The organism is Bradyrhizobium sp. SZCCHNGR1005 (assembly GCF_032489995.1).
Classification (GTDB): Bacteria; Pseudomonadota; Alphaproteobacteria; order Rhizobiales; family Xanthobacteraceae; genus Bradyrhizobium.
In genome coordinates this window covers 269,725-294,459 of sequence record NZ_JAUEZC010000006.1, presented here as the reverse complement: position 1 = coordinate 294,459, position 24,735 = coordinate 269,725, and the positions used below count along the sequence as shown (strand labels likewise).

The 24,735-nt window shown below is 62.9% G+C and carries 25 protein-coding genes; 14 read left to right on the top strand and 11 right to left on the bottom strand.

Annotated elements, in window-relative coordinates:
• The 5 genes from urtE to urtA all read right to left on the bottom strand — a co-directional run bounded on the left by urtE (window position 1) and on the right by urtA (window position 5,794).
• On the bottom strand, window positions 1–696 hold the full coding sequence (gene urtE, locus QXZ85_RS25035; protein ID WP_315702952.1) for an urea ABC transporter ATP-binding subunit UrtE: 696 nt from the start codon (window positions 694–696) through the stop codon (window positions 1–3).
• 101 nt (window positions 697–797) lie between these two features.
• Window positions 798–1,559: an urea ABC transporter ATP-binding protein UrtD gene (urtD, locus tag QXZ85_RS25030; protein WP_315702951.1), complete on the bottom strand. Its 762-nt coding sequence runs from the start codon at window positions 1,557–1,559 to the stop codon at window positions 798–800.
• Window positions 1,560–1,564: 5 nt separating this feature from the next.
• A complete protein-coding gene (gene urtC, locus QXZ85_RS25025) occupies window positions 1,565–2,734 on the bottom strand; it encodes an urea ABC transporter permease subunit UrtC (RefSeq protein WP_316174989.1) in 1,170 nt (389 codons plus the stop codon).
• Entirely contained in the window at window positions 2,731–4,344 is a 1,614-nt protein-coding gene (urtB, locus tag QXZ85_RS25020) for an urea ABC transporter permease subunit UrtB (RefSeq protein WP_316174991.1), read from the bottom strand. Before urtB ends, urtC begins: the two co-directional genes overlap by 4 nt.
• Window positions 4,345–4,471: 127 nt before the next feature.
• Window positions 4,472–5,794 (bottom strand): urea ABC transporter substrate-binding protein, encoded by a 1,323-nt coding sequence (urtA, locus tag QXZ85_RS25015; protein WP_315728242.1) that lies wholly within the window; start codon window positions 5,792–5,794, stop codon window positions 4,472–4,474.
• A 510-nt stretch (window positions 5,795–6,304) separates the two neighbouring features.
• On the opposite strand from urtA, the gene QXZ85_RS25010 reads away from it, so the two are divergent.
• From QXZ85_RS25010 to QXZ85_RS25000, 3 genes are all read left to right on the top strand, one after another.
• On the top strand, window positions 6,305–7,714 hold the full coding sequence (locus QXZ85_RS25010) for a DEAD/DEAH box helicase (RefSeq protein WP_315703191.1): 1,410 nt from the start codon (window positions 6,305–6,307) through the stop codon (window positions 7,712–7,714).
• A gap of 24 nt (window positions 7,715–7,738) precedes the next feature.
• Complete coding sequence (infA, locus tag QXZ85_RS25005) at window positions 7,739–8,029, top strand: translation initiation factor IF-1 (RefSeq protein WP_315702947.1); 291 nt, start codon at window positions 7,739–7,741, stop codon at window positions 8,027–8,029.
• 291 nt (window positions 8,030–8,320) lie between these two features.
• A complete protein-coding gene (locus QXZ85_RS25000; protein ID WP_006612155.1) occupies window positions 8,321–8,533 on the top strand; it encodes a cold-shock protein in 213 nt (70 codons plus the stop codon).
• 137 nt (window positions 8,534–8,670) lie between these two features.
• On the opposite strand, the gene QXZ85_RS24995 is transcribed toward QXZ85_RS25000, so the two are convergent.
• From QXZ85_RS24995 to QXZ85_RS24980, 4 genes are all read right to left on the bottom strand, one after another.
• Window positions 8,671–9,270, bottom strand: coding sequence for a TadE/TadG family type IV pilus assembly protein (locus tag QXZ85_RS24995; protein WP_315702946.1), 600 nt, complete (start codon window positions 9,268–9,270; stop codon window positions 8,671–8,673).
• Between the two features lie 23 nt (window positions 9,271–9,293).
• Window positions 9,294–9,842 carry a TadE/TadG family type IV pilus assembly protein gene (locus QXZ85_RS24990; protein ID WP_315702945.1) on the bottom strand — a complete coding sequence of 183 codons (549 nt, stop codon included), beginning with the start codon at window positions 9,840–9,842 and terminating at the stop codon, window positions 9,294–9,296.
• Window positions 9,843–10,012: 170 nt separating this feature from the next.
• Window positions 10,013–10,522, bottom strand: coding sequence for a pilus assembly protein N-terminal domain-containing protein (locus QXZ85_RS24985; RefSeq protein ID WP_315728240.1), 510 nt, complete (start codon window positions 10,520–10,522; stop codon window positions 10,013–10,015).
• A 144-nt stretch (window positions 10,523–10,666) separates the two neighbouring features.
• The gene (locus tag QXZ85_RS24980) at window positions 10,667–11,494 is read right to left on the bottom strand and encodes a sterol desaturase family protein (RefSeq protein ID WP_315702943.1); all 828 of its coding nucleotides are present in this window, start codon (window positions 11,492–11,494) and stop codon (window positions 10,667–10,669) included.
• A 344-nt stretch (window positions 11,495–11,838) separates the two neighbouring features.
• Between QXZ85_RS24980 and QXZ85_RS24975 the strand changes: the two genes are divergently transcribed.
• The 9 genes from QXZ85_RS24975 to QXZ85_RS24935 all read left to right on the top strand — a co-directional run bounded on the left by QXZ85_RS24975 (window position 11,839) and on the right by QXZ85_RS24935 (window position 20,925).
• The gene (locus QXZ85_RS24975; RefSeq protein WP_316174993.1) at window positions 11,839–12,003 is read left to right on the top strand and encodes a Flp family type IVb pilin; all 165 of its coding nucleotides are present in this window, start codon (window positions 11,839–11,841) and stop codon (window positions 12,001–12,003) included.
• 324 nt (window positions 12,004–12,327) lie between these two features.
• Window positions 12,328–12,852: a prepilin peptidase gene (locus tag QXZ85_RS24970; RefSeq protein ID WP_315702941.1), complete on the top strand. Its 525-nt coding sequence runs from the start codon at window positions 12,328–12,330 to the stop codon at window positions 12,850–12,852.
• Window positions 12,853–13,135: 283 nt separating this feature from the next.
• A complete protein-coding gene (cpaB, locus tag QXZ85_RS24965; RefSeq protein WP_315702940.1) occupies window positions 13,136–13,933 on the top strand; it encodes a Flp pilus assembly protein CpaB in 798 nt (265 codons plus the stop codon).
• A 17-nt stretch (window positions 13,934–13,950) separates the two neighbouring features.
• Window positions 13,951–15,426, top strand: a complete 1,476-nt coding sequence (locus QXZ85_RS24960) for a type II and III secretion system protein family protein (RefSeq protein WP_315702939.1) — start codon at window positions 13,951–13,953, stop codon at window positions 15,424–15,426.
• A gap of 22 nt (window positions 15,427–15,448) precedes the next feature.
• The gene (locus tag QXZ85_RS24955; RefSeq protein WP_315702938.1) at window positions 15,449–16,189 is read left to right on the top strand and encodes a CpaD family pilus assembly protein; all 741 of its coding nucleotides are present in this window, start codon (window positions 15,449–15,451) and stop codon (window positions 16,187–16,189) included.
• A complete protein-coding gene (locus QXZ85_RS24950; protein ID WP_315702937.1) occupies window positions 16,186–17,454 on the top strand; it encodes a CpaE family protein in 1,269 nt (422 codons plus the stop codon). Before QXZ85_RS24955 ends, QXZ85_RS24950 begins: the two co-directional genes overlap by 4 nt.
• 25 nt (window positions 17,455–17,479) lie before the next feature.
• Window positions 17,480–18,955 (top strand): CpaF family protein, encoded by a 1,476-nt coding sequence (locus tag QXZ85_RS24945; protein ID WP_315702936.1) that lies wholly within the window; start codon window positions 17,480–17,482, stop codon window positions 18,953–18,955.
• Between the two features lie 11 nt (window positions 18,956–18,966).
• Window positions 18,967–19,941 (top strand): type II secretion system F family protein, encoded by a 975-nt coding sequence (locus tag QXZ85_RS24940; protein WP_315702935.1) that lies wholly within the window; start codon window positions 18,967–18,969, stop codon window positions 19,939–19,941.
• 9 nt (window positions 19,942–19,950) lie between these two features.
• Window positions 19,951–20,925 carry a type II secretion system F family protein gene (locus QXZ85_RS24935; protein WP_315702934.1) on the top strand — a complete coding sequence of 325 codons (975 nt, stop codon included), beginning with the start codon at window positions 19,951–19,953 and terminating at the stop codon, window positions 20,923–20,925.
• An 81-nt stretch (window positions 20,926–21,006) separates the two neighbouring features.
• Here the strand turns inward: QXZ85_RS24935 and QXZ85_RS24930 are convergent, their stop codons facing one another.
• The gene (locus QXZ85_RS24930; RefSeq protein ID WP_315702933.1) at window positions 21,007–21,807 is read right to left on the bottom strand and encodes a tetratricopeptide repeat protein; all 801 of its coding nucleotides are present in this window, start codon (window positions 21,805–21,807) and stop codon (window positions 21,007–21,009) included.
• A gap of 126 nt (window positions 21,808–21,933) precedes the next feature.
• Window positions 21,934–22,305 carry a VOC family protein gene (locus tag QXZ85_RS24925; protein WP_315702932.1) on the bottom strand — a complete coding sequence of 124 codons (372 nt, stop codon included), beginning with the start codon at window positions 22,303–22,305 and terminating at the stop codon, window positions 21,934–21,936.
• A 129-nt stretch (window positions 22,306–22,434) separates the two neighbouring features.
• Here QXZ85_RS24925 and QXZ85_RS24920 point away from each other — a divergent pair, with 129 nt between their 5' ends.
• Both QXZ85_RS24920 and QXZ85_RS24915 read left to right on the top strand, forming a co-directional pair.
• Window positions 22,435–23,817, top strand: coding sequence for a leucyl aminopeptidase family protein (locus QXZ85_RS24920; protein WP_315702931.1), 1,383 nt, complete (start codon window positions 22,435–22,437; stop codon window positions 23,815–23,817).
• Window positions 23,810–24,652, top strand: a complete 843-nt coding sequence (locus tag QXZ85_RS24915) for a C40 family peptidase (RefSeq protein ID WP_315728235.1) — start codon at window positions 23,810–23,812, stop codon at window positions 24,650–24,652. The genes QXZ85_RS24920 and QXZ85_RS24915 overlap by 8 nt, the downstream gene beginning before the upstream one ends.
• Window positions 24,653–24,735: the final 83 nt, after the last annotated feature.

The window sequence follows — 24,735 nt, the reverse complement described above, 5'->3', positions numbered from 1 at the left end:
TTACAGCGCCATTTGGCGACTGATCTCGGCCGGGTCGAGCTCGGCGCGCGTGCAGGTATATTTCACGGCGCCACGATCCATCACGGCAAAATTGTCGCCGAGTTCACAGGCAAAGTCGAGATATTGCTCGACCAGAACGATCGCGATGTTGCCGAGATTGCGCAGATAGGAGATCGCCCGGCCGATGTCCTTGATGATCGAGGGTTGGATACCTTCGGTCGGCTCGTCCAGCAACAGAAGCTTCGGCCGCATCACCATGGCGCGCCCGATCGCGAGCTGCTGCTGCTGGCCGCCGGAAAGATCGCCGCCGCGCCGACCGAGCATCGATTGCAGAACCGGAAACAGCGAGAACACATCGTCGGGGATCGTCCGCTCGCTGCGCTTCAAGGGCGCAAAGCCCGTCTTCAGATTCTCTTCCACCGTCAGCAGCGGAAAGATCTCACGCCCCTGCGGCACAAGGCCGATCCCGCGCCGCGCCCGCTCATAGGGCTTCAGATGGGTGATATCGGCGCCATCGAAACTGATCCCGCCTGAGGCCAGAGGATATTGTCCGACCAGCGCGCGCAGCAGCGACGTCTTGCCGACGCCATTGCGGCCGAGCACGCAGGTGACCTTGCCGGGCTCGGCCGAAAGCGAGACGCCGCGCAAGGCCTGGGCAGCGCCGTAGTAAAGATTGATGTTGTCGACCTTGAGCATCAGCGCGCCCCTCTGCGCGAATTGCGAATGGCGAACAGCGAGTATAGGAGCGGTCGCTGCCGCCCTATTCGCTGCTCGCTACTCCCTATTCGCTCCGTTCCTCATCGACCCAAATACACTTCGATCACCCGCTCGTTGGACGAGACCTGATCGATGGTGCCCTCGGCCAGCACTGTGCCCTCGTGCAGGCAGGTGACCTTGACCCCGAGTTCGCGGACGAAAGTCATGTCGTGCTCGACGACCATGACGGTGTGATCCTTGTTGATCTGTTTCAACAGCTCCGCCGTCTGGTGCGTCTCGACATCGGTCATTCCGGCAACCGGCTCGTCGACCAGCAGAAGCTTCGGATCCTGCGCCAGGAGCATGCCGATCTCCAGCCACTGCTTCTGGCCATGCGACAGGCTGCCGGCGAGCTTGCGGCGGAGGTCCTTCAGCCGCACGGTCTCCAGCACCCTGTCGATCTGCTCAGCCTCGTTCCTCGACCCCCGCCAGAACAGGGTGCCCTTGACGCTGTGGTCGACATTGAGCGCCAGCAGGAGGTTGTCCTCGACCGATTGGCTCTCGAACACGGTCGGCTTCTGGAACTTGCGGCCGATGCCGAGCTCGGCGATGCGGGTCTCGTCGAGCCGGGTCAGGTCGGTGGTGCCGTCGAACAGCACGGTGCCTTCATCCGGCTTGGTCTTGCCGGTGACAATGTCCATCATCGTGGTCTTGCCGGCCCCGTTTGGGCCGATGATCGCGCGCATCTCACCGGGCTCGAGGGTCAGCGAGAGATTATTGATGGCGTGGAAACCGTCGAAGGAAACGTGCACACCGTCGAGATAGAGCAGCGCGGAAGTGGATCTTGTGTCCATGACATTCATGCCGATCACTCCGCCAGCTTGGGTTCGCTGATGCCGTCCTCGCGGGCGGCGCTCTCGGCATTGCCCTCAGTGCGCTTGGTCTTGAACGGCTCCCACCAGAAATTGAAGGTGCCCACGATCCCCTTGGGCAGCAGCAGGGTCACCAGCACGAACAGCGCGCCCAGCATGAACAGCCAATAAGGCGCGAGTGCACCGGAGGTAAAGAAGGTCTTGGCGTAGTTGACGACGATGGCGCCGAGCGCGGCGCCGATCAAGGTGCCGCGACCGCCGACCGCGACCCAGATCACGGCCTCAATGGAGTTGCCGGGCGCGAACTCGCTCGGGTTGATGATGCCGACCTGCGGCACATAAAGCGCTCCGGCTACGCCGGCCATGCAAGCCGACAGCGTGAACACGAACAGCTTGTAGGACTCGACGCGATAGCCGAGGAAGCGCGTGCGCGATTCCGCGTCGCGAATTGCGATCAGCACCTTGCCGAGTTTCGAGGATACGACGCCGCGGCAGATCGCGAATGCAATGATGAGCGCCAGGCAGCTCAGCGCGAACAACGCAGCGCGGGTGCCCTCGGCCTGGACGTTGAAACCGAGAATATCCTTGAAATCGGTCAGGCCGTTATTGCCACCGAAACCGAAGTCGTTGCGGAAGAAGGCCAGCAGCAGCGCATAGGTCATCGCCTGCGTGATGATCGACAGATAGACGCCGGTGACGCGGGAGCGGAAGGCGAGCCAGCCGAAGCAGAACGCCAGCAGGCCCGGCACGACCACCACCATGAGCGCCGCAAACCAGAACATGTCGAATCCGTACCAATACCAGGGCAGCTTCGGCCAATTCAGGAACACCATGAAGTCCGGCAGGATCGGATTGCCGTAGACACCGCGGCTGCCGATTTGGCGCATCAGATACATGCCCATGGCGTAGCCGCCGAGTGCGAAGAAGGCGCCGTGACCGAGCGAGAGAATGCCGCAATAGCCCCAGATCAGGTCGATCGAGAGCGCGAGGATCGCGTAGCAGACATATTTGCCCCACAGCGCGACCAGATAGGTCGGGACCTGCAGAGCGGAGCCCGCCGGCAGGAGCAGGTTGGACAATGGGATGAGGATGCCGCAGGCCGCGACGACCAGGATGAAGCTGGTCGCGGCGCGGTCCAGCGAGCGGGTGAGCATATGCGGCATCATGCTTCCACCGCCCGGCCCTTGAGCGCGAACAGGCCACGCGGGCGCTTCTGGATGAAGAGGATGATCAGGACCAGGATCGCGATCTTGCCGAGCACGGCGCCGGCGACCGGCTCGAGGAACTTGTTGGCGATGCCGAGCGTGAAGGCGCCGACCAGAGTGCCCCAGAGATTACCGACACCGCCGAACACCACGACCATGAAGGAGTCGATGATGTAGCTTTGGCCGAGGTTCGGACTGACATTGTCGATCTGCGAGAGCGCCACGCCGGCGATGCCCGCAATGCCCGAGCCGAGCCCGAAGGTCAGCGCGTCGACCCGCGAAGTGGCGATGCCCATCGAAGCCGCCATGCGCCGGTTCTGAGTGACCGCGCGCATTTCCAGGCCAAGCGCCGTGTAGCGCAGCATAGCAAGGAGAATCGCGAACACCGCCATGGTGAAGCAGAGGATCCAGAGCCGGTTGTAGGTGATCGTGATCTGGCCGAGTTCGAAAGCGCCGCTCATCCAGGACGGATTGCCGACCTCGCGGTTGGTCGGGCCGAACGCGGTACGCACCGCCTGCTGCAGGATCAGCGACAAGCCCCAGGTCGCGAGCAAGGTTTCCAATGGCCGGCCATAGAGGAAGCGGATGATCGTCCGTTCGATCAGAACGCCGATCGCGCCCGCGACAACAAAGGCCAGCGGCACGGCGATCAGCAGCGAATAGTCGAAAAGGGCGGGATAACGGATCCGGATCACCTCCTGCACCACGAACGTGGTGTAGGCTCCCAACATCACCATCTCGCCATGCGCCATGTTGATCACGCCCATCACGCCGAAGGTGATGGCTAGCCCGATCGCGGCGAGCAGCAGGACCGAGCCGAGCGACAGTCCGTACCAGGCATTCTGCACGCCCGACCAGATCGTCAGCGAGCTCTGGATCGAGGTGATCGCGCCCGTCGCCGCCTTGGTGACGCTGGCCGGCTGATCGCCGCCGCTGATCTCGGTCAGGAGCGCCAGCGCGTCCTGGTCGCCGCGCGATCTGACGGTGGCGACGGCCGCGAGCTTGTCGGCTTCACTGGCATCGGACTTGAACAGGAGAATCGCCGCTCGCGCTTCGCTCAGGGCCTGCTTGGCCGAGCGATTGGTTTCCTTGGCGAGCGCGGTTTCGACGGTCGGCAGCAGAGCCTCGTCGTGCGACTTGAAGACGGCTTGTGCCGCTGACAGGCGCGCCGATAGGTCAGGCGACATCAAGGTGAGCCCGCCGAGCGCCGCATCGATCGCGCGCCGGAGACGGTTGTTGAGATTGACAGCGGACGCGCTGTCGGGAATTGCGTCTACCGCCGCGCCAGTCGCGGCGTCGATCGCCTTGCCGTCGGTCTGCTTGATGTAGACCTTCTTGGTATCGGCATCGAACATCAGCCGCTCATCCTGCAGCGCGCTGATGATCGGAAACGCCAGCGCATTGCCGGAACTTGCGACCTCGCCGATCGCCTCCTCGGTATCGGAGAAATCGTCAGTGGCGAATTTGCCGACCGACTCCTCGAACGAGGCGGCAAGGGCCGGAACCGCGAGTGCGATCAATGCAATCGACAGACACAGCGTACGGAGAAAAGCGAAAATATTGGCAGGCACTGGACAACCCCGGCAGGAGTCAGTGGCACAAAAGACCATGAGCACGCAGCATGGTCGCGAATGTCGGATCCGCTCCACTCGAGAGAAGGCGGCGACACCGCCGCCTTCTCAGGTCGAACAAATCAGCTCAGGAGGCCGATCCCAGGCACTTGTTGGTCTTGACGTTGAAGTTGCCGCACTTCTTGCCGACCCAGTCACCGATCAGGTCCTTGGAGCCTTCCAGCTCCTTCGACCAGGCGTCGCCCGGCACCAGGTCCTTGGTCTTGTAGACCACGCTGAACTGGCCGTCGCCCTTGATCTCGCCGATGAACACCGGCTTGGTGATGTGGTGGTTCGGCAGCATCTTCGAGACGCCACCAGTCAGGTTCGGCGCTTCGATGCCAGGCAGCGCATCGATCACCTTGTCCGCATCGGTGGACTTGGCCTTCTCGACCGCCTTCACCCACATGTTGAAGCCGATATAGTGCGCCTCCATCGGATCGTTGGTCACGCGCTTCGGATTCTTGGTGTAGGCCTGCCACTCCTTGATGAACTTCTCGTTCGCCGGAGTCTTGATCGACTCGAAGTAGTTCCAGGCGGCAAGATGACCGACCAGTGGCTTGGTGTCGATGCCGGCGAGCTCCTCCTCACCCACCGAGAACGCGACGACCGGAATATCCTTGGCCTTGATGCCCTGGTTGCCGAGTTCCTTGTAGAACGGCACGTTGGCGTCGCCGTTGACGGTCGAGACCACTGCGGTCTTCTTGCCGGCGGAGCCGAACGCCTTGATCTTCGAGACTTCGGTCTGCCAATCGGAGAAGCCGAACGGCGTGTAGTTGATCATGATGTCATCGGCGGCGACCCCCTTCGACTTCAGATAGGCCTCGAGGATCTTGTTGGTGGTGCGCGGATAGACATAGTCGGTGCCTTCCAGCACCCAGCGCTTCACCTTCTCTTCCTTCATCAGGTAATCGACCGCCGGGATCGCCTGCTGGTTCGGCGCCGCGCCGGTGTAGAACACGTTGCGCTCGCTCTCCTCGCCCTCGTACTGGACGGGGTAGAACAGGATGCTGTTGAGCTCCTTGAACACCGGCAGCACCGACTTGCGCGACACCGAAGTCCAGCAGCCGAACACGACCGCCACCTTGTCCTTGGTGATCAGCTCGCGCGCCTTTTCGGCGAACAGCGGCCAGTTCGACGCGGGATCGACGACGACGGCCTCGAGCTTCTTGCCGAGCACGCCGCCCTTCTTGTTCTGCTCGTCGATCAGAAACAGGATCGTGTCCTTCAGCGTGGTTTCGCTGATGGCCATCGTGCCGGAAAGCGAATGAAGAACGCCGATCTTGATGGTGTCTTCCGCAGCCTTGGCCGAGCTGAAGCCGGCGAGGCCGAGCGCCAGGCCAGCAGCAGCGGCCAGCCAGCGGCGGCGACTGAACGGCGCCGATAATTCCTGAGTGAATTGAGTAAGCATGAGGTCTGATCTCCCTGACGCAGCGTGCTTTGCGGCCGAAACGACCACGGCCGTCTGCGCGCCAAGGGATCGCAAGAAGTGTGCCACGCCCCGCACGACCGACAAGCATTTGAATCGTAATGAGAAATTCGACTAAACGCGCCAGAACGTCGCACCGCGGTGCCCGCAGCTTAAGCAATTGAACTGTTTAATTTGCCAGCATTTTGCTGTCATCTTATGCACTGCACTCCAAATGACTAAATTTGGGGCAGCAGAGTACCGCAATTGTACCAAGCGCGCCCCAAGCTCCCCTTGAAACTGGCGCAGGACTGTTCCATATGTCTGAAAGACGAGGCGAATCGGCCCGTCGTTGCAAGCTGCGTGTTCTTAAGCTCGCTCAGAGCTTCTGGCTTGCCCCATTTCAGCAAACCACAACAGGCGCTCCCAACACGCGGGTGTCTTCCTCGCTCACTCACCCGCGTCGGACCTTGCGTCGGCACGGGCGTATCCTCTCATGGAAAGACTCCCCTTTTGACATCCTTTCAGGATTTTGGCCTTGCCGACGCGATCATGCGCGCGCTCAAGGACGAGAACTACCACACCCCCACTCCGATCCAGGCCCAGACCATTCCGCTCGCCTTGGAAGGCCGCGACGTCATCGGCATTGCCCAGACCGGAACCGGTAAGACCGCATCCTTTGCGCTACCGATCCTGCATCGGCTGCTGCAGAACCGCATCAAGCCGCAGCCCAAGAGCTGCCGCGTGCTGGTGCTGAGCCCGACCCGCGAGCTTTCCGGGCAGATCCTCGACAGCTTCAACGTCTATGGCCGCCATCTCCGATTGAGCGCGAGCCTCGCGATCGGCGGCGTTCCCATGGGCCGCCAGGTCCGGGCTGTCATGCCCGGCCTCGAGGTGCTGGTCGCAACCCCCGGGCGGCTGCTCGACCTCGTGCAGAGCAATGGGCTCAAGCTGAACCAGGTCGAGTTCCTGGTGCTCGACGAAGCCGATCGCATGCTCGACATGGGCTTCATCAACGACATCCGGAAGATCGTCGCCAAGCTGCCGGCCAAGCGCCAGACGCTGTTCTTCTCCGCGACGATGCCCAAGGACATTGCCGAGCTGGCCGACGCGATGCTGCGCGACCCGGCCCGGGTGGCGGTGACCCCGGTCTCCTCCACCGCCGAACGCATTGCCCAGCGCGCGATCCAGATCGATCATTCCGCCAAGGGAACCCTGCTGGCCCAGCTCCTCAAGGAGGAGAAGGTCAACCGCGCCCTGGTCTTCACCCGCACCAAGCACGGCGCCGACAAAGTGGTGAAAGGCCTCGAGAAAGCAGGCATTCCCGCCCAGGCGATCCACGGCAACAAGTCGCAGAACCATCGTGAGCGCACCCTGGCCGCATTCCGCTCCGGCGAGATCCGCACCCTGGTCGCCACCGACATTGCCGCGCGCGGCATCGATGTCGACGGCGTCAGCCATGTGGTGAATTACGACCTGCCCAACGTTCCCGAAACCTACGTGCATCGCATCGGCCGTACTGCGCGGGCAGGCGCCGAGGGCGTTGCGATCTCCCTGGTTGCCGGCGCCGAGGAACTCTCCTACCTCCGCGACATTGAGCGGCTCATCAAGCTTTCACTGCCGCGCGAAGACCGTCGCACGCCGGGGCAGCACGAAGCCGCGCCGGCACCTCAGCGCAGCGGCCGCCCCGGAATGCAGGGTGCGCGGGCTAACGAAGGGGCTAAATCCGCAAAAGGCCCTCGCCGCCGCAGGCGTTCCAATGCTATGATGAGTTCTCTGCCCAGCAATCGCCAAGAGTCCCAGCGACCGCCGCAAGGCGGCGGCAAGGCCGGGGCGATTCAAGGCGTTGCGTTTTTGCAACGCGCGAGCAGACCTGAACACCGACGGAATACAAACCCGAACCGCAACCAACGGCCAAACTAGACGTCTATCGATCTGGAGAGACACATGGCTAAGGAAGAGCTGATCCAGTTCGAAGGGCTGGTCACCGAAATCCTTCCCGACGCGCGATATCGCGTGCAACTTGATACCGGGCACGAGATCGTTGCCTACACTGCCGGCAAAATGAAAAAAAATCGCATCAAGACGCTCGCCGGCGATCGCGTGACGGTCGAGATGTCGCCCTACGACCTTGAAAAGGGACGTCTGATTTTCCGTCACAAGGACGAGCGCCCGAGCACGGCAGGCGGTCCCCCGCGCGGGGCGGCCCAGCGGGGCGGCCAGTTCCGCCGTCGTTAGACTTTGGGCGCACATTGCGCCCTTCGGTGTTGATCGAGGTGGCCTGACGCCATCGGTTCGCAGAGCGCGCCGGCCCCGGCCGGCGCGTCAAAAAAACGTGCGCGCTGGCGCAGCTCAGGATTGTTTCGAAGCCTTTTTTCCCATAATATAGGCCGCAATCGATTTTCGGCCGGACGACATTAGCTATTACCGGTACAGCCGGTTCAGACGCTGACGACCCTTCCAAAAATTCGATCTAACCAGCCCAGGTACCTGGGTTACGCATTTGATATCCGAGAAGGGACTACCCCCGTGAGCATGGGAACCGTGAAGTGGTTTAACGCAACCAAGGGCTACGGCTTCATTCAGCCGGATGATGGCGGCAACGACGTGTTCGTGCACATCAGCGCCGTCGAGCGCGCTGGCCTCGGCACGCTGCGCGAAGGCCAGAAGATCTCCTACGAGATCGTAGCTGACCGCCGTTCGGGCAAGTCGTCAGCCGACAATCTTCGCGCTGCCAACTGAGCGTCCGTCCGGTCCGATCCGTGGCCGGTTGAACCGAATGCCGATAAGACAAAGGGCCGCCTCTCCGCGGCCCTTTTTGTTGCGTTGCTCTTCGTTGCACTGCGCACCGTCCGGAACTGGTGTTCCAGGCCCGTCCCTCATCTGCTCGGACAAGTCGTCGTCGTCCCATCGACGGGAGTGTAGAACACGCAGCTCGATTGCCGTGGCCGCGTATAGGAGACGTCGCCCAAGGTCACGCCGGTCTGGGCCATCACATAGCCGACGGTCGGAACGTATTTATAGTTGACCTCACTGAAGATCAGATAGGTGCCGGCAACCAGGAGCGCGGCGGGGATCCCGACCGTGCTGCTCTGAGCATGCGGAGCCGACCCCACGCTCCATTGCACACGGGCCTGCATCGTTTTGGGATCGACATAGAGTTCGGTGATCGTCGAGTTCAAGGGTGAGGTCGGGTAGGGATACATGATCCCGTTCGAGGCCGCGAAGGTGTTGGTGAAATCGTTGACCGATGTCGATTGCGAGGTCAGGTCGGACAAGGTCCGCGCCATCAAGGTGACCTTGCGCTGAACCGCGATCCCCGAACAGAACTCCACGGTGCCGAAGAACATCACCAGCATCAGCGGGACGATGAAGGCGAACTCGGTCGCGGCGATGCCGCGGCAGTCCGTTGCAAGATCGCCCACCAGACGCTGCAGACGGACGCCGATCAGCGAGCCGGGTCGCGTGACAGAGATCATTGCACCACCCTTTGCGGAGCTCGTCAGTACGGCTCGTTCTTGAAAGCTGCGGTCGCAACCAACAGCCGCTTGCTTCCCGACAGGTTGGCGATGTTGTAGCCAAGCCCGGTCACGTAGATGGGCCACTGATAAAACAGCCGGACAACCACGATATCCCCTGCGCCGCCGGGATTGTACTGCATGTTGTTGATGAAGTTGCCGCTGCTGTCGATCTGGTTGTTGATCGTGACGTTCGAGAACGACGGATAACTCTGCACGTCGATAGAGATCTTGTTGCAGTCGAACAGCACCGAAACCTGGGTCTGCGTACAGACATAGTTCGCGAATTGCTGCTGGGTGTAGGAGCCCTGCTGGGCCTGTCCGGTCAGAATCATGCGAGCAGAATCCTGCGTCGCCGTCTCCAGCAGCTGGCCCGCGAAGAACACCAGCGCCGTCTCGATGATCGCGAACAGAAGTGCAAAGAAGATCGGGGCGACCAGCGCAAACTCGATTGCGGCCGCACCCCGGCGGTTACGCCGGAACCGGCGCAATACCTTATGGAACGACGCGATCGAGGACGTAGGGAAGACCATCGGCTCATCCGGCTGGAGCAATCAACCTGAGCGAAGGAAATAGCGGAAACTTCTTGGTGAAGCGTTTCCCACGACCGGAACTAAATGATGGGTTCTGTTAGGTCGGCATTAACCATGCCGCATGCCGGCACGACCGCATGCGGATGCAAGCCCGGCCGGCCCCATATTGATCAGTTCGTCTTTGCGGCTCCGGCGGCGACGCTGCCGCTCGCCTGACTGGACAGCGAGCCTGCCTGGTCCATGACCGACCTGAAATAGGTGTCGCCGTCCCCCAGCGTAACGCGCCGCTGGCAGAGCGGCATGCAGCTGTAGGTCTCGCGGTCGATACCCCGATAGATCGTCACGAGCTGGTCGGTCGGACCAGCCACCTGGATCTGCCGGTCGACCAGGATCTGGCCGCTGCGGTCCATCGCGATGAAGTTGGTGGCACCATAGCCCTTGCCCGTCACGATAAGGACCCCGCCATTCTGAAGGGTCACATCGGCGATCATCGGATTGCCGACCACGATCGTCGCAACCCGATCCGGCAGCTTCACCAGCTTTGCCTGATCGACGTTGACCGAGATTGCATTCGGCGCGGGATCGGCTAGCGCAGCGGCCGGCCAAAGCGCAACCACAATCGCAAGCGAGGGCAGTCCGAAAGACAAAGACGCAAGGCGACGCAACAGACTGAACGACATACTCAACCCCGGGGCATCAACATGCCGTCTCAAGCGATACGCAGCGGTGACGGCGCCCGATGTCGCAATCTGCCTTGAATTGGTGAACGATCCGCAAACGCGGCCCGCATTTGCACGCCGCCGTCGGCGGAGCCTTCAACCACCTCAATGCCGGAACGGAAATGCGAGCTGGCCGACGATCTCGCCTGGCATGTCCGCTTCGTCCTTGCCGTAGACGAGCGGCAGCTGCCCCTCCGGCATGCGGAAGGTGCCGAACAGGAGATCCCAGATCGGAAAGGTTCCGGCGAAGTTGGTGTTGCCGCCTTCTTCCATCGGCGTGTGATGCCAGCGATGAAAGACCGGGGTGGCCAGAACATATCTGAACGGCCCGAGTGTCCAATTGAGGTTTGCATGCACGAAGGCCGAGTGAAAGGTCGTGAACGGACCGACCCAGATCATCACGTTGGGCGAGATGCCCGCCATCAGCAGAATGACATCGGCCGCAATGGTTCCGAGAATAAGATTCACCGGATGAAAGCGGGCTGCCGAGATCCACTCGAGATCCTCGGAAGAATGATGCACGGCGTGATACTTCCAGAACTCGCCGCCATGAAACACCCGGTGCGACCAGTACAGCAGGAAATCCGAGAGCACCAGGAACAGCAGCGCCTGCAGCCACAACGGCAACTGCGCCAGCGGACCGTGGCCATTGTCATAGAATGCGATCAGCTCATCGGCGTCGTGAATCTTGAAGATGACTCCTGCACCCAGCACGAGGAGACCGATCCGCAACACGCGCGCGAAGACCGGAACGAAGAACCAGTACACCAAATCGGTAACGAGCTCGCGTTTGTGCCACCACGGCTTGCCGGGATTACATGCCCAGAACCGGCTCAGCACCGCGAAAACGACAGCAAGCACAATCGTGGTCGGCACGACCTTCTCGATGGTCTCGCCGAGCATCGTAACGACTTCCATAGGCAGATTGGACATGAGCGCCTCGCATCAAAACCCTGCCAAGGCGTACTCTCTCGCGCTTAAGGAGCCGTAACCGTTCTTCGCCGCCGCCGATGGCGGCGAGGAGCTCGTCTCTATTCCGGGTACGAGATCGCACCGACCGAACAGACGATCCGCATCATATTCATCGCCTCAAATTTTCGATGCCCCCTTCATCGGAAATTTACTCTGCGCAACAACAGCCACTTGTAACCGTGTTTACGCGATCGAATTAACGACGCCGAAATCGTCGGCTCCTAGGGTGCCCACATGGTCACGGTGCTGAGAACGCCGAACGACCAGCTATAGTTCGACCAGCCACGTGTACATGGAGCTACGATATGAAGGATCTTCTTGCTCGTTTCGTGAAGGATGAGTCCGGCGCCACCGCGATCGAATACGGCCTGATCGCCGCCGGCATCTCGCTCGCGATCATCGCGGCAGTGAACGGCCTCGGCACCAGCCTGGGCAGCAAGTTCACCTCGATCAACGCGTCGCTGAAGTAAGCGGCCGTCACGACCAGAGCAAAGGCCCCGGCATCCCGGGGCCTTTATCATTTCCCCTCCTGTCGACGGCGTCCGCATGCGTAAGCCAATTGTGCCTGTAGCAACGACGAACAAATCGCTCGATGGGTCCGATGGACCGCTGCAATGGGTATGCCTTGCGCTCGGGCTATCCATCGTCGTGCTCGCGCTGCGGATCGCCGCCACGTGGTGAGGCTTGCGGGCTCGAACCGGCCCCTGGCGACCGGCCGTTTTCCGATCGTTCATTTCTCGGCGTTAGAACTTGACTTGGCGCCGCTCGCGCCGGCCGAACCAACGTGCTGAGCCATGGTCCTCGATATCGCCCGCCTTCTGCTGTTCCCGGCACTCATGGCGTTCGCTGCGGCGAGCGACCTGTTTACCATGACGATCTCGAACCGGGTCTCGTTGGCACTCGCAGCAGGATTTGTCGTGCTCGCGCTATTGGGGGGGATGGGTCCCTATGACATGCTGCTGCATCTCGCGGCGGGTGCGGCACTTCTCATCGTCGCATTCGGCTGCTTTGCCTGCGGCTGGATCGGCGGCGGCGATGCCAAGATCGCATCAGCCGCGGCGCTGTGGTTCGGCTTCGGCCACCTGTTGAACTACCTCCTCTACGCTTCGCTGTTCGGAGGCGTGCTGACGCTCCTCTTGCTGCAATTTCGCCAATGGCCGCTGCCTTACATGTTGGCCGGCCACCCCTGGCTCGCAAGGCTGCATGCCAAGGAGAGCGGCATTCCCTACGGCATCGCGCTCGCGCTTGGCGCGCTGATGATCTATCCGGACACCAGCTGGGTGAAGGCCATCGACCTCGCCCGCTTCGCCGGATACTGAAACGCCACAGCAACGCGGTGTTAAGGCGATTTAGATACGCCTCATTAACCATGCTTTGACGAATAACTGCTCAACTCCCATCACGGCGACGCCGGTGTCTCGGCGCTGACATTCCCCTCCTCTTCGGGAGGCGCTCTTGCGAATGCCGGCGCTCACGGGACACCAGCAGATTGATGCCAGTGAGACCTTGGATTGCTGTTCGCATGGCCGCCATGGGCAGGCAGGGAGCGAACCTCGAGCCGGCTTCACGGGTATCCCAGCGTAATGTGGAAAGTGAAGCGTAATGAATACCGCACGCATTGTCGTCCTGACCATCGCTGTCGGCGCCGGCGGCGTGGCCGCTTATCTTGCGAGCGGATCCGACGACAAGCCGGCACCGGCGGCACCGGTCGTCCAGCTTCAGACGATCGACGTCCTGGTCGCCAAGTCCGATATCGGCCTCGGTCAATCGATCAAGCCTGACGATCTGCAATGGCAGACCTGGCCAGCCGCGGCCGCAAGCAGCACATTCATCCGCCGCAGCGACCGCCCGGACGCGACCAATCAGGTGGTCGGCAACATCGCCCGGGCGCCGTTCATCGCCGGTGAGCCGATCCGCGAGCAGAAGCTGGTCAAGGCCGACGGGTCCGGCTTCATGGCCGCGATCCTGCCAACCGGCATGCGCGCGGTCTCGACGGAAATTTCACCCGAGACCGGCGCCGGCGGCTTTATTCTGCCGAACGACCGGGTGGACGTCATTCTGTCCAAGCGCGAGCACAATCCGGATCATCCGAATGCCGGAGACATGGTCAATTCCGAGATCATTCTGTCGAACATCCGTGTGCTGGCAATCGACCAGGCCCCCAAGGAGAAGGACGGCCAAACCACCGTCGTCGGCAAGACCGTCACCCTGGAGCTGAAGCCGGAGCAGGCCGAACTGCTCGCACGCGCGCGTCAGACCGGCACCTTGTCGCTGGCGCTGCGCAGCATTGCCGACCTCAACGTCGCCGAGAACCGCACCGAGGACCAGAGCCGCAGGCGCAGCGATAGCGTCGCCGTGGTTCGTTACGGCGTTCCCAGCACGATGACGACACAGAAGTGATCAAGAGGACTCCCGTTATGACATGCAACGAAAATCAGCGGATGAAGCCGACTTGGGCGGTTCGTGCGCTGTCGTTGTCTGCCGCCGCCGCGCTCAGCCTCAGCCCGGCATTGGCGCCGGCGATTGCTGCCGATTACCGTCCGGCGACGCCGGTCGCTGCGGACGGCCAGATGAATGCACGCTTCCTCGCGCTTGGTGTCGGCAAGTCGATCGTGATCGACCTGCCGCGCGACATCAAAGACGTACTGGTCGCCGACCCCAAGATCGCCAACGCCGTGGTGCGCTCCGCTCAGCGCGCCTATATCATCGGCGCGGCTGTCGGTCAGACCAACATCGTGTTCTTCGATGCTTCGGGCCAACAGATCGCGGCCTATGACATCGCCGTCAAACGCGACCTGAACGGGATGCGCGCCGCGCTCAAGCAGCTGCTGCCCAACGCGGACATCCAGGTCGAAGGCCTCGGCGAGGGCATCGTGCTGAGCGGCACGGCTGCGAGCCAGGTCGAGGCCCAGCAGGCCGGTGACCTTGCCGCGCGGCTTGCCGGCGGCGCCGACAAAGTGGTCAACTCGATCGTGGCGCGCGGCCGCGACCAGGTCATGCTCAAGGTGACGGTCGCCGAAGTATCGCGCTCGATCGTCAAGCAACTCGGTATCGACCTGTCCGGGCAGCTGAACTACGGCACCTCCGTGGTTCAGTTCAACAATTCCAACCCGTTCACGGCGAACGGGACCAGCCTCGTCTCCAGCAACGCCATCACCGCTGGCTTCGGCTCAACCCCCTCGGTGCAGGCCACGCTGCGGGCCATGGAGAGCGCAGGCGTGGTCCGGACCCTTGCCGAACCAAATCTGACCGCGATCTCCGGCGAATCCGCCACCTTCATCGCCGGCGGCGAATTCCCTATCCCGGCCGGTTATGCGTGCGACCCCACGACCCATGTCTGTACCACCCAGATCAGCTTCAAGAAGTTCGGTATTTCACTCAATTTCACCCCAGTCGTGCTGAGCGAGGGACGTATCTCGCTCCGGGTGATGACCGAGGTCTCCGAGCTCACGAACGACAATTCGATCACGCTGTCGCAGGCGGTCAGTTCCACCGTCACCAACTCGCTGACCGTTCCATCCATCAGGACCCGCCGTGCCGAAACCAGCCTGGAAATTCCCTCTGGCGGCGCCATGGCCATGGCCGGCCTGATCCAGCAGCAGACCAAGTCGGCGATCAACGGCATGCCCGGCTTGATGCAGCTGCCCGTTTTGGGCGCGCTGTTCCGCAGCCGGGATTACGTCAATAACCAGACGGAGCTGGTGGTGATCGTCACGCCCTACGTCGTTCGCGCTGTGGCGCCGAAGGACCTGTCGCGACCGGATGACGGCTTCGCCGCGGCCTCCGATCCGCAAGCCGACCTGCTCGGAAACATCAACCGCATCTACGGCGTACCCGGACGGGGCGAGCCCGGACGGAGCTATCGCGGCACCTACGGCTTCATTACCGACTGAGCTTGGAACGAGGATTTCACTGATGACCGCAACAGCCCCCCTCGTTCGCAACCGGCGCCTGCGCGTGGCAGCCGTTCTAGGTGGCGCGGCCCTGATATTGGGGGCCTGCAACCATACGAACGATGCTGTGACCACAGCGAGCATTCCCGAGGATTACCGCCTGCGACACCCGATCGCCGTTCAGGAAGCCAACGAATCCATGGTCGTGTTCGTCGGCCAAGGGCGCGGCGGCTTGACGGCCGAGCAGCGCGCCGACGTCATGGGCCTTGCGCAAAGCTGGCGTCATGAGGGTACCGGCGCGATCAGCGCCGACGTGCCGGTGCAGACCCCGAATGCGCGCGCCGCCGCCGATTCGATCCGGGAAATTCAATCGCTGCTTGTCGCCGCGGGGGTCCCGCCACACGCGGTGGTCGTACGAAACTATCGTCCCAAGGATTCGCGCCTGCTTGCAGCCATCCGCCTCAGCTATCCGAGACTCTCGGCGACGGCAGGCCCTTGCGGGCTCTGGCCGGAGGATCTCGGCCCGTCGATCAAGAACAAGGGCTATTTCGATAATCGCTCCTACTACAACTATGGCTGCGCCAATCAGCGCAATCTGGCTGCCATGATCGACAATCCGGCCGACCTGGTGCAGCCACGGTCCGAAACACCGCCCTATACCGCAAGGCGTACCGCGTTATTCGAGAAATACCGTAAGGGAACGCCAACCGCGATCACTTATCCTGAAGCCGACAAGGCCAAACTGAGCGATACAGGCAAATGATCAGCTACGCCCGACAGAGCCCCGAGGGACAGCCGGAGGTCGTGCCACCACCGGCCGACGATCACATCGCGCCTGCGCCCCGCGTTTCGGTGCAGGCCTTCTGCGAGACCGTGGAGACAGCCGCCACCGTCCAGGCAGCAGGCGAAGATCGTCGCCTCGGCAAGGCCCATATCAAGGTCCAGATGGGCGGCATGGCCGCCGCCATCGAGGCCTATCGCTCGGCGCCGACGCCGAATGTGATCGTGCTGGAGACGGACACACGGTCGGACATTCTTGCTGGCCTCGATCAACTCGCGACTGTCTGTGACCCGGGCACCCGCGTCGTCGTGATCGGCCGCATCAACGACGTTGCGCTGTACCGGGAGCTGGTCCGGCGCGGCGTCAGCGACTACGTACTGGCTCCGGTCGCCCCGCTCGACGTCGTCCGTTCGATCTGCAACTTGTTCTCGGCGCCCGAAGCCAAGTCGGTCGGCCGCATCGTTGCCGTCGTCGGTGCCAAGGGTGGCGTCGGAGCCTCGACGATCGCGCACAATGTCGCTTGGGCGATTGCCCGCGACCTCGCGATGGATTCCGTCGTTGCCGATCTCGACCTTGCCTTCGGCACCGCGGGTCTCGACTACAATCAGGACCCGCCGCAGGGGATTGCGGACGCTGTGTTCTCTCCCGATCGCATCGATATCGCTTTCATCGACCGCCTGCTGTCGAAATGCACCGACCATCTGAGCCTGCTCGCGGCCCCGGCGACGCTCGATCGGGTCTACGATTTCGGTGTCGAGGCGTTCGACGCCATCTTCGACACTCTGCGCGCAACCATGCCCTGCATCGTGCTCGACGTGCCTCATCAGTGGTCGGGCTGGACCAAGCGCGCACTGGTCGGCGCCGACGACATTCTGATCGTTGCGGCGCCCGACCTTGCGTCCTTGCGCAATACCAAGAACATCTTCGACCTGTTGAAGGCGGCCCGCCCGAACGACCGGGTGCCGCTCTACTGCCTGAACCAGGTCGGGGTGCCGAAGCGGCCTGAAATCAATGCCGGCGAATTCGCCAAGGCGATCGAAAGCCAGCCGGTCGTCTCCATCCCGTTCGAGCCGCAGATCTTCGGAGCCGCCGCCAATAACGGCCAGATGATCGCGGAAATCGCCGCCAATCACCGAACGTCCGAGATGTTTCTGCAGATCGCACAGCGGCTCACCGGCCGCAGCGAAACCAAGAAGTCCAAGGGCTTCTTCCTGACACCCTTGATCGAAAAGTTGAGGGCGAAGTAAAGCGCCTCGTCTGGAGTTGTGAGTCGTGTTTGGTAAGCGTAGCGGATTAGACAGCGACAACCGGGTCATGCGGCCCGCGGCGCCTGCGCCGGAACCTGTTCCCGCCGCGGGCAATCCCGCGCCGCGCACTCTGGCAACGCCTGCGGTGTCATCGCCGCCGCTCGCGCCGATCCGACAGCCGCCACCTCCGCCGCCCGTTGTCGAGACGCGGCGTTCCGACAATTATTATCAGGTCAAGGCAACCATCTTCGGCGCGTTGATCGAGGCCATCGACCTCGCGCAGCTCGCCAAGCTCGACGGCGAATCCGCGCGCGAGGAAATCCGCGACATCGTCAACGAGATCATCGCGATCAAGAACATCGTGATGTCGATCGCGGAGCAGGAGGAGCTGCTCGACGACATCTGCAACGACGTGCTCGGCTACGGTCCGCTGGAGCCTCTGCTGTCGCGCGATGACATCGCCGATATCATGGTCAACGGCGCCGGCACGGTCTTTATCGAGGTCGGCGGCAAGATCCAACGGACCGGTATCCGTTTCCGCGACAATCAGCAGCTTCTCAACATCTGCCAGCGCATCGTGAGCCAGGTCGGCCGCCGCGTCGACGAATCCTCCCCGATCTGCGACGCGCGCCTCGCCGACGGCTCGCGCGTCAACGCGATCGTACCGCCGCTGGCGATCGATGGGCCCGCACTCACGATTCGTAAATTCAAGAAGGACAAGCTGACCCTCGATCAGCTCGTCAAGTTCGGGGCGATCACGCCGGAGGGCGCGGAGATCCTGCAGATCATCGGCCGCTGCCGCTGCAACGTGCTCATCTCCGGGGGCACCGGTTCCGGCAAGACCACACTGTTGAACTGCCTCACCAACTATATCGATCACGACGAGCGCATCATCACCTGCGAGGACGCGGCCGAACTCCAGCTGCAGCAGCCGCACGTGGTACGCCTCGAAACCCGCCCGCCCAATATCGAGGGCGAGGGGCAGATCACGATGCGTGAACTGGTCCGCAACTGTCTGCGTATGCGCCCCGAACGCATCATCGTCGGCGAGGTCCGCGGCCCCGAGGCTTTCGACCTGTTGCAGGCCATGAACACCGGCCATGACGGCTCGATGGGCACGCTGCACGCCAACAACCCGCGCGAAGCGCTGTCGCGCTGCGAATCCATGATCACCATGGGCGGCTTTTCGCTTCCCTCCCGCACCATCCGCGAGATGATCTGCGCCTCGATCGATGTCATCATCCAGGCCGCGCGCCTGCGCGACGGTTCTCGTCGGATCACGCACATTACCGAGGTGATGGGCATGGAAGGCGACACCATCATCACCCAGGACATCTTCGTCTACGATCTCGTCGGCGAAGACGCCAACGGCAAGATCATCGGCCAGCACCGCTCGACCGGCATCGGGCGTCCGCGGTTCTGGGAACGCGCCCGCTATTATGGCGAAGAAAAGCGTCTCGCTGCGGCCCTTGACGCTGCAGAAGTCGCCGGCAAGAGCTGAGAGACGCCACGATGAAGCTGCAGGTCCTCGCCCTCGCCTTTCTTGCCGCCACCGCGATCGGCGGCATTGCCTGGGTCTTCCTCTATCCGATCCTCTCGGGTGAGCGGAAAGCCGAAGCACGTCGGAGTTCGGTCGCCAAGCAGGAGCCGGTGGTCCGCCAAGCCGAGCGAACCCAGCGTTCGCGCCGCGAACAGGTCGAATCATCACTCAAGGACCTCGAGGCGCGCGCGCAGCAGCGGACCAAGGTACCGCTCAGCATGCGCATCTCGCAGGCCGGGCTCGACCTGACCGAGCAGAAATTCTGGATCATTTCGGGCGTTCTCGGCATCGCCACCTGCGCGATCGCGTTCTTCGCCGGCGGCGGCCTGCTCGGCGCGCTTGGCCTCGGCTTTGCCGCCGGGTTCGGCCTGCCGCGCTGGGCGCTGAGCTTCCTGAAGAAGCGGCGCGAGAAGCAATTCCTGGCTGCGCTGCCCGACGCCGTCGACGTGATCGTTCGAGGTATCAAGGCCGGCCTGCCGCTGTTCGAATCGATCAAGGTGGTCGCTGCGGACTCGCCGGAGCCGCTGCGCAGCGAATTCCTGGCCATCATCGAAACCCAGGCGATCGGCATGCCGCTCGGCGAAGCCTGCGCCCGGCTCTATGATCGGATGCCGCTGCCCGAGGCAAACTTCTTCGGCATCGTCATCGCGATCCAACAGAAGTCGGGCGGCAATCTGTCCGAAGCGCTTGGTAACCTCTCGAAGGTGCTGCGCGACCGCAAGAAAATGGCCGAGAAGATCCAGGCGATGTCCATGGAAGCCAAGGCTTCCGCCGGCATCATCGGCTCGCTGCCGCCGATCGTGATGTTGCTGGTCTACCTGTCCACGCCCGGCTACATCTCGCTGTTGTGGACCCATCCGACCGGCCAACTCATGCTGGTCGGTTGCGTGATCTGGATGTCGATGGGCATCATGGTCATGAAGAAAATGATCAACTTCGATTTCTGAGGGCGCATCATGGTCGATTTCCTCGTCAGCAAGCTTCATGATCCGCACTTCATGACCATGCTGTTCGCCGCGATCGCGGCGAGCGCGACGGTCTACACGCTGATCACCCCGCTATTCGCTGGCGAAAACCTCAACAAGCGCATGAAGGCCGTCGCCAGCGAACGTGAGCGGCTCCGGCAGCGCGAGCGCGAGCGGCTCGCCAGCGGCGAGAGGGTCTCGCTCCGACAAACGCCGAAGCAGATCGTCGCCAAGGTGGTCGACGACTTCAACCTCACCAAATGGCTCGCCCAGGAAGCGGCGCGCGAGAAGCTCGTGATGGCCGGCTATCGCGGCCAGGCCCCCTACATCACTTTCCTGTTTGCGCGCGCCGTGACGCCGATCGTGCTGTTTGTGGGCTCGGTGCTCTACGTCTTCGTCATCGCCCATATGGAGAAAACGCTGCCGGTCAAGGTCGGCATCTGCGTCGGCATGGCCTATCTGGGGCTGCAGGCGCCGATGCTGTTCCTGAAGAACGCGATCACCAAGCGCCAGCTCTCGATCAAACGAGCCTTTCCTGACGCGCTGGACCTGCTCCTGATCTGCATCGAATCCGGCATGTCGATCGAGGCGGCGTTCCGCAGGGTGTCCACGGAAATCACCGGCCAGTCGATCGCTTTGTCCGAGGAATTCACACTGACCACGGCCGAACTCTCCTATCTGCAGGACCGCAAGGTGGCCTACGAAAACCTCGCCCGGCGTACTGGACTCGACGGCGTGAAGTCGGTCTGCCTTGCCCTTCAACAGTCGGAGCGTTACGGCACGCCGCTCAGCCAATCCCTACGGGTGATGGCGCAGGAAAACCGCGACATGCGCATGAACGAGGCCGAGAAGAAAGCCGCCGCGCTGCCGCCGAAACTGACGGTGCCGATGATCGTCTTCTTCCTGCCGGTCTTGTTTGTCGTGATTCTCGGGCCGACCGGCATCAAGATTGCGGCCATGCAATAAAAGATCGGCTGGCAATTCGTCAGCCGATCCTTCGGTCCCGGCACAGCGATTTCGCGCCGGAGGGGTGATCGAAAACCGGGATCAGTCCGGCCGATCGAGCGAGGCCACCGGAGCGCCACGACCGTTCTGCGGCTTGCCTTTGCCCTGCAGCATCTGCTTGAGATAAGCCACGTTGGCCGCCGCCTCCTCGGGCGGGAGATCAGCCCTGGCGATTTGTTCGGCCTCGCCGAAGCGGCCTTGCAGTCCGACCACCAGCGCCAGATTCTGCCTGACGCGCGCATCCGCGCGCTGCGACCCATAGGCTTGCCGTAAGACCTCTTCGGCCTTGGGCAGATCCTTCGCCAGCATGTAGGACAGGCCGAGATTGGACAACACCGAAGGCTCGCCCGGCACGATCTTCAGCGCGCTCTCGTAGTAGCGCCGTGCCTCGTCATGACGTCCCATCTGGTCGAGCACCGTGCCCTGTACGGACAAGAGCTTCCAATCCGGGTTGTCAGGCGAATGGGCGCGCGACAGCACGTCGAAGGCCAGCTTGAAATTGCCGTTGTCGGCCAGCGCCCGTCCGTAAGCCGCAAGGACCGCCTTGTTGCCGGGATTGGCAAGTGTCGCCTGTTCGAGGACGGCGACCGCCTGCTCGCGCTGACCGTTGGTGCGCAGCGCCTGGCCATAGGCAATCGCCGTGTTGGCGTCCTTGGGGTTGGCGCGGTAGCGATCGCCGTAGACCTCGATCGCCTGTTGCGGGCTGGCGGGCGGCTGCTCGGTCCTCGTCCGTAAGGAGCCTGTGACGTCGGACATGGTCTGGCAGCCGCCGAGCCCGGCAGCAAGGAGCGCGGTCAGGGCCGCGGAGGCAAGGAGCCGGACGGTAGAAGGCTGCTGACGCATGTCACATGGACTCGGGAGACGATCGGACCAGACGCGCCAGCAATAAACTGTTAACGCTAATAGGCGGTTAACGCTGCCATTTTTGCCGGGCCGATCCTCCCCGCGTTTGCGCGCGTCGCCTCTATATCAGGCATTGTGGGCGACGTACTCCACAACCATCCCGTCGGCGTGGCGATACCGCATCTTATGTCCGACCGGAGTGGCCTGGATGGGGTCGAGTTCGACAGCCCCATTCTGGCGCAGAACGGCCGCGTAGTGTGCGAGGTCGGAAACCTTGATGGTCAGGCTCGTCGCTTCGAACGGTTTGCGCTTTTCCTTCTCGCCCGCGATCACCAGCACCGACAGGTGCGGCGACGACACCGCGGCAAGCTCCAGGCCCGCTTCCGGATAGGCAAAACGCAAGGTCTCTCGGCCGCCGAGCAGGTCCTTGTAGAAGGCCAGCGTCCGCGCGAGTGCATCGGGATCGACGAAGCATCTGACATAGGCCTCGAGGATCATCCGTTGTTCCTTCCGACGACCGGAGCAAAAGCGGCAACCGGGCGTCTCATCATGGCGATTGCAGGCCCCATCGAACTCTGCGAAGTCTACCTGCCATCTGCGCCGGTCGGTTCTGAGGATTTGTAAGACATGCCATCCGTATTCGACACTGCCGCCACCGCGACGGCTCGCCCCATCACCTTCGTCACCAAATCGACCTGGCCGACGATCCGGGACGGGCTTGGGCCGCAAGCGCGGCAGTTTGCCGACGCCAACGGTTTTGCCGCGAAGCCCGGCGCCTGCCTGGTCCTGCCTGCGCCTGACGGCCAGATCGCGCAGGTGCTGTTCGGGCTCGAGGATGATGCGGCCAAACACCGGGATTTGTTCCGGCCGGGCGCATTGGCCGGCCTGCTGCCGGCGGGCACGTATCGCTTCGCCAACCAGCCGCATGATGCGCGTCTGGCGGCGCTCGCCTTCGCACTCGGCAGTTACCGCTTCAGCCGTTATCGCAAGGCGGATGGGTCCGAGGTCCGGCTCGCACTGCCTGACGGAACCGATGCTGCCGAACTGACGCGCATCGCCGAGGCCGCCGCGCTCGCCCGCGATCTCGTCAACACGCCCTCCAATGACATGGGGCCGGCCGAATTGGCGCTGGCCGCGCAGCAGCTCGCCGAACGTCACGGCGCGAGCTTCAGCTGCATCGTCGGCGACGAACTCGTGCAGCAGAACTTTCCCTTGATCCACGCCGTCGGCATGGCCTCGACCCGAGCACCACGCCTGATCGAGCTCGTCTGGGGCGATCCGGCCCATCCCAAGGTCACCCTGGTCGGCAAGGGCGTCTGTTTCGATTCCGGCGGCCTGGATCTCAAGACCTCGAGCGGCATGCTGCTGATGAAAAAGGACATGGGCGGTGCCGCCAATGTGCTGGCGCTGGCCCAGATGGTGATGGGCGCGAAGTTGAAGGTGCGGCTGCGCGTGCTGATCCCCGCGGTCGAGAACGCGGTGTCCGGCAGCGCCTTCCGTCCGCTCGATGTGTTCCCCTCGCGCAAGGGCGTCACGGTCGAGATCGGCAACACCGATGCGGAAGGCCGCCTGGTCCTCGCCGACGCGCTCGCTTTTGCCGACGAGGAAAAGCCCGATCTCTTGATCGACATGGGCACCTTGACGGGTGCCGCGCGCGTTGCGCTCGGCCCCGAGCTGCCGCCGTTCTACACGCAGGATGACGCGCTCGCAGCCGATGTCGCGCGCTGCGCGGCGGCCGAGAACGATCCGCTATGGCGGATGCCGCTATGGGCGCCTTACGACTCCTGGCTGGATTCGAAAGTCGCAACGATCAACAACGCGCCGTCCAACGGCTTTGCCGGCTCGATCACCTGCGCGCTGTTCCTGCAGCGCTTCGTCGAGCATGCCAAGAGCTGGCTGCATCTCGACATCTATGCCTGGACGCCATCGGCCAAGCCGGGGCGGCCCGAAGGCGGCGAATGCCAGGGCGCGCGGGCACTCTACAAGCTCTTGAGCGAGCGCTATGGCTGATCCGCGTCTCACACCCGCGCGCGGCGACATCGCGGCCAAGCATCTCCAAGGCCAAGTCAGCGCCGCGCGCTTCGTCGAGGGCGAGAGCTTCGAAGTGGCCGCTGCGCTCGCCGACATGCGCGAGCACCCGTTTTCGAACGCCGCCCTGTTGACCCAGGCGCTGCGCGGCGAGCGGGTCACGATCTACGACCGCAACGCCGAAGGCTGGGCCTGGGGGCAGCTTGACAGCGACGGCTATGTCGGTTGGCTGCCCGACGCCGCGCTCGCTAAGCCGGCTGCAGCGCCGACGCACAAGATTGCGGCACTCCGCACGTTCGCTTTCCCCGGTCCTTCGATCAAGCTGCCGCCGAGCGAGACCCTGGTGCTGGGATCGCGGATCGCTGTGACGCGAGAGGATGCTGCATTTGCGATCACGCACGACGGCTTGCATCTGCCGAAGCAGCATATCGCCGTGCTTGATGCGATCGAGCCCGACTACGTCGCAGTGGCCGAGCGCTTCGTCGGCACGCCTTATCTGTGGGGCGGCAAGAGCAGCCTCGGCATCGATTGCTCGGGCCTCGTTCAGCTCTCGCTGAATGCGGCAGGCTTGGCCTGCCCGCGCGACAGCGACATGCAGCAGGCCGCGCTCGGGCGGCCGCTCGATGGCTCCGAAGCGATGACCCTGCAGCGCGGCGACCTCATCTTCTGGAAGGGGCATGTCGCGATCGTGCGCGATCCGGAGAGCATCGTGCATGCCAACGCCTATCACATGGCGACCGCGATCGAGACCACGCAGGATGCCATCGCACGCATCAAGGCCGGCGGCAGCGAGGTCCTGGCGATCAAGCGGCTGTAGAGCCGCCGCCTGCATGAAAGCGACGCAACGTCGTCTCTGAGGGCTGGCTCACTCTGCAGACCCGACGTTTAACCCCGCTGGCG

Coding starts and splice junctions, on each gene's coding strand:
- QXZ85_RS24930 (WP_315702933.1), bottom strand. CDS start 21,807: ATGCGTCAGCAGCCTTCTACCGTCCGGCTCCTTGCCTCCGCGGCCCTG.
- QXZ85_RS24925 (WP_315702932.1), bottom strand. CDS start 22,305: ATGATCCTCGAGGCCTATGTCAGATGCTTCGTCGATCCCGATGCACTC.
- QXZ85_RS24935 (WP_315702934.1), top strand. CDS start 19,951: ATGGTCGATTTCCTCGTCAGCAAGCTTCATGATCCGCACTTCATGACC.
- QXZ85_RS24970 (WP_315702941.1), top strand. CDS start 12,328: ATGGTCCTCGATATCGCCCGCCTTCTGCTGTTCCCGGCACTCATGGCG.
- QXZ85_RS24975 (WP_316174993.1), top strand. CDS start 11,839: ATGAAGGATCTTCTTGCTCGTTTCGTGAAGGATGAGTCCGGCGCCACC.
- QXZ85_RS24920 (WP_315702931.1), top strand. CDS start 22,435: ATGCCATCCGTATTCGACACTGCCGCCACCGCGACGGCTCGCCCCATC.
- urtD (WP_315702951.1), bottom strand. CDS start 1,559: ATGAATGTCATGGACACAAGATCCACTTCCGCGCTGCTCTATCTCGAC.
- QXZ85_RS24960 (WP_315702939.1), top strand. CDS start 13,951: ATGACATGCAACGAAAATCAGCGGATGAAGCCGACTTGGGCGGTTCGT.
- QXZ85_RS24990 (WP_315702945.1), bottom strand. CDS start 9,842: ATGGTCTTCCCTACGTCCTCGATCGCGTCGTTCCATAAGGTATTGCGC.
- QXZ85_RS24915 (WP_315728235.1), top strand. CDS start 23,810: ATGGCTGATCCGCGTCTCACACCCGCGCGCGGCGACATCGCGGCCAAG.
- QXZ85_RS24995 (WP_315702946.1), bottom strand. CDS start 9,270: ATGATCTCTGTCACGCGACCCGGCTCGCTGATCGGCGTCCGTCTGCAG.
- urtE (WP_315702952.1), bottom strand. CDS start 696: ATGCTCAAGGTCGACAACATCAATCTTTACTACGGCGCTGCCCAGGCC.
- QXZ85_RS24980 (WP_315702943.1), bottom strand. CDS start 11,494: ATGTCCAATCTGCCTATGGAAGTCGTTACGATGCTCGGCGAGACCATC.
- QXZ85_RS24950 (WP_315702937.1), top strand. CDS start 16,186: ATGATCAGCTACGCCCGACAGAGCCCCGAGGGACAGCCGGAGGTCGTG.
- urtC (WP_316174989.1), bottom strand. CDS start 2,734: ATGATGCCGCATATGCTCACCCGCTCGCTGGACCGCGCCGCGACCAGC.
- QXZ85_RS24940 (WP_315702935.1), top strand. CDS start 18,967: ATGAAGCTGCAGGTCCTCGCCCTCGCCTTTCTTGCCGCCACCGCGATC.
- cpaB (WP_315702940.1), top strand. CDS start 13,136: ATGAATACCGCACGCATTGTCGTCCTGACCATCGCTGTCGGCGCCGGC.
- QXZ85_RS24985 (WP_315728240.1), bottom strand. CDS start 10,522: ATGTCGTTCAGTCTGTTGCGTCGCCTTGCGTCTTTGTCTTTCGGACTG.
- QXZ85_RS24955 (WP_315702938.1), top strand. CDS start 15,449: ATGACCGCAACAGCCCCCCTCGTTCGCAACCGGCGCCTGCGCGTGGCA.
- urtA (WP_315728242.1), bottom strand. CDS start 5,794: ATGCTTACTCAATTCACTCAGGAATTATCGGCGCCGTTCAGTCGCCGC.
- infA (WP_315702947.1), top strand. CDS start 7,739: ATGGCTAAGGAAGAGCTGATCCAGTTCGAAGGGCTGGTCACCGAAATC.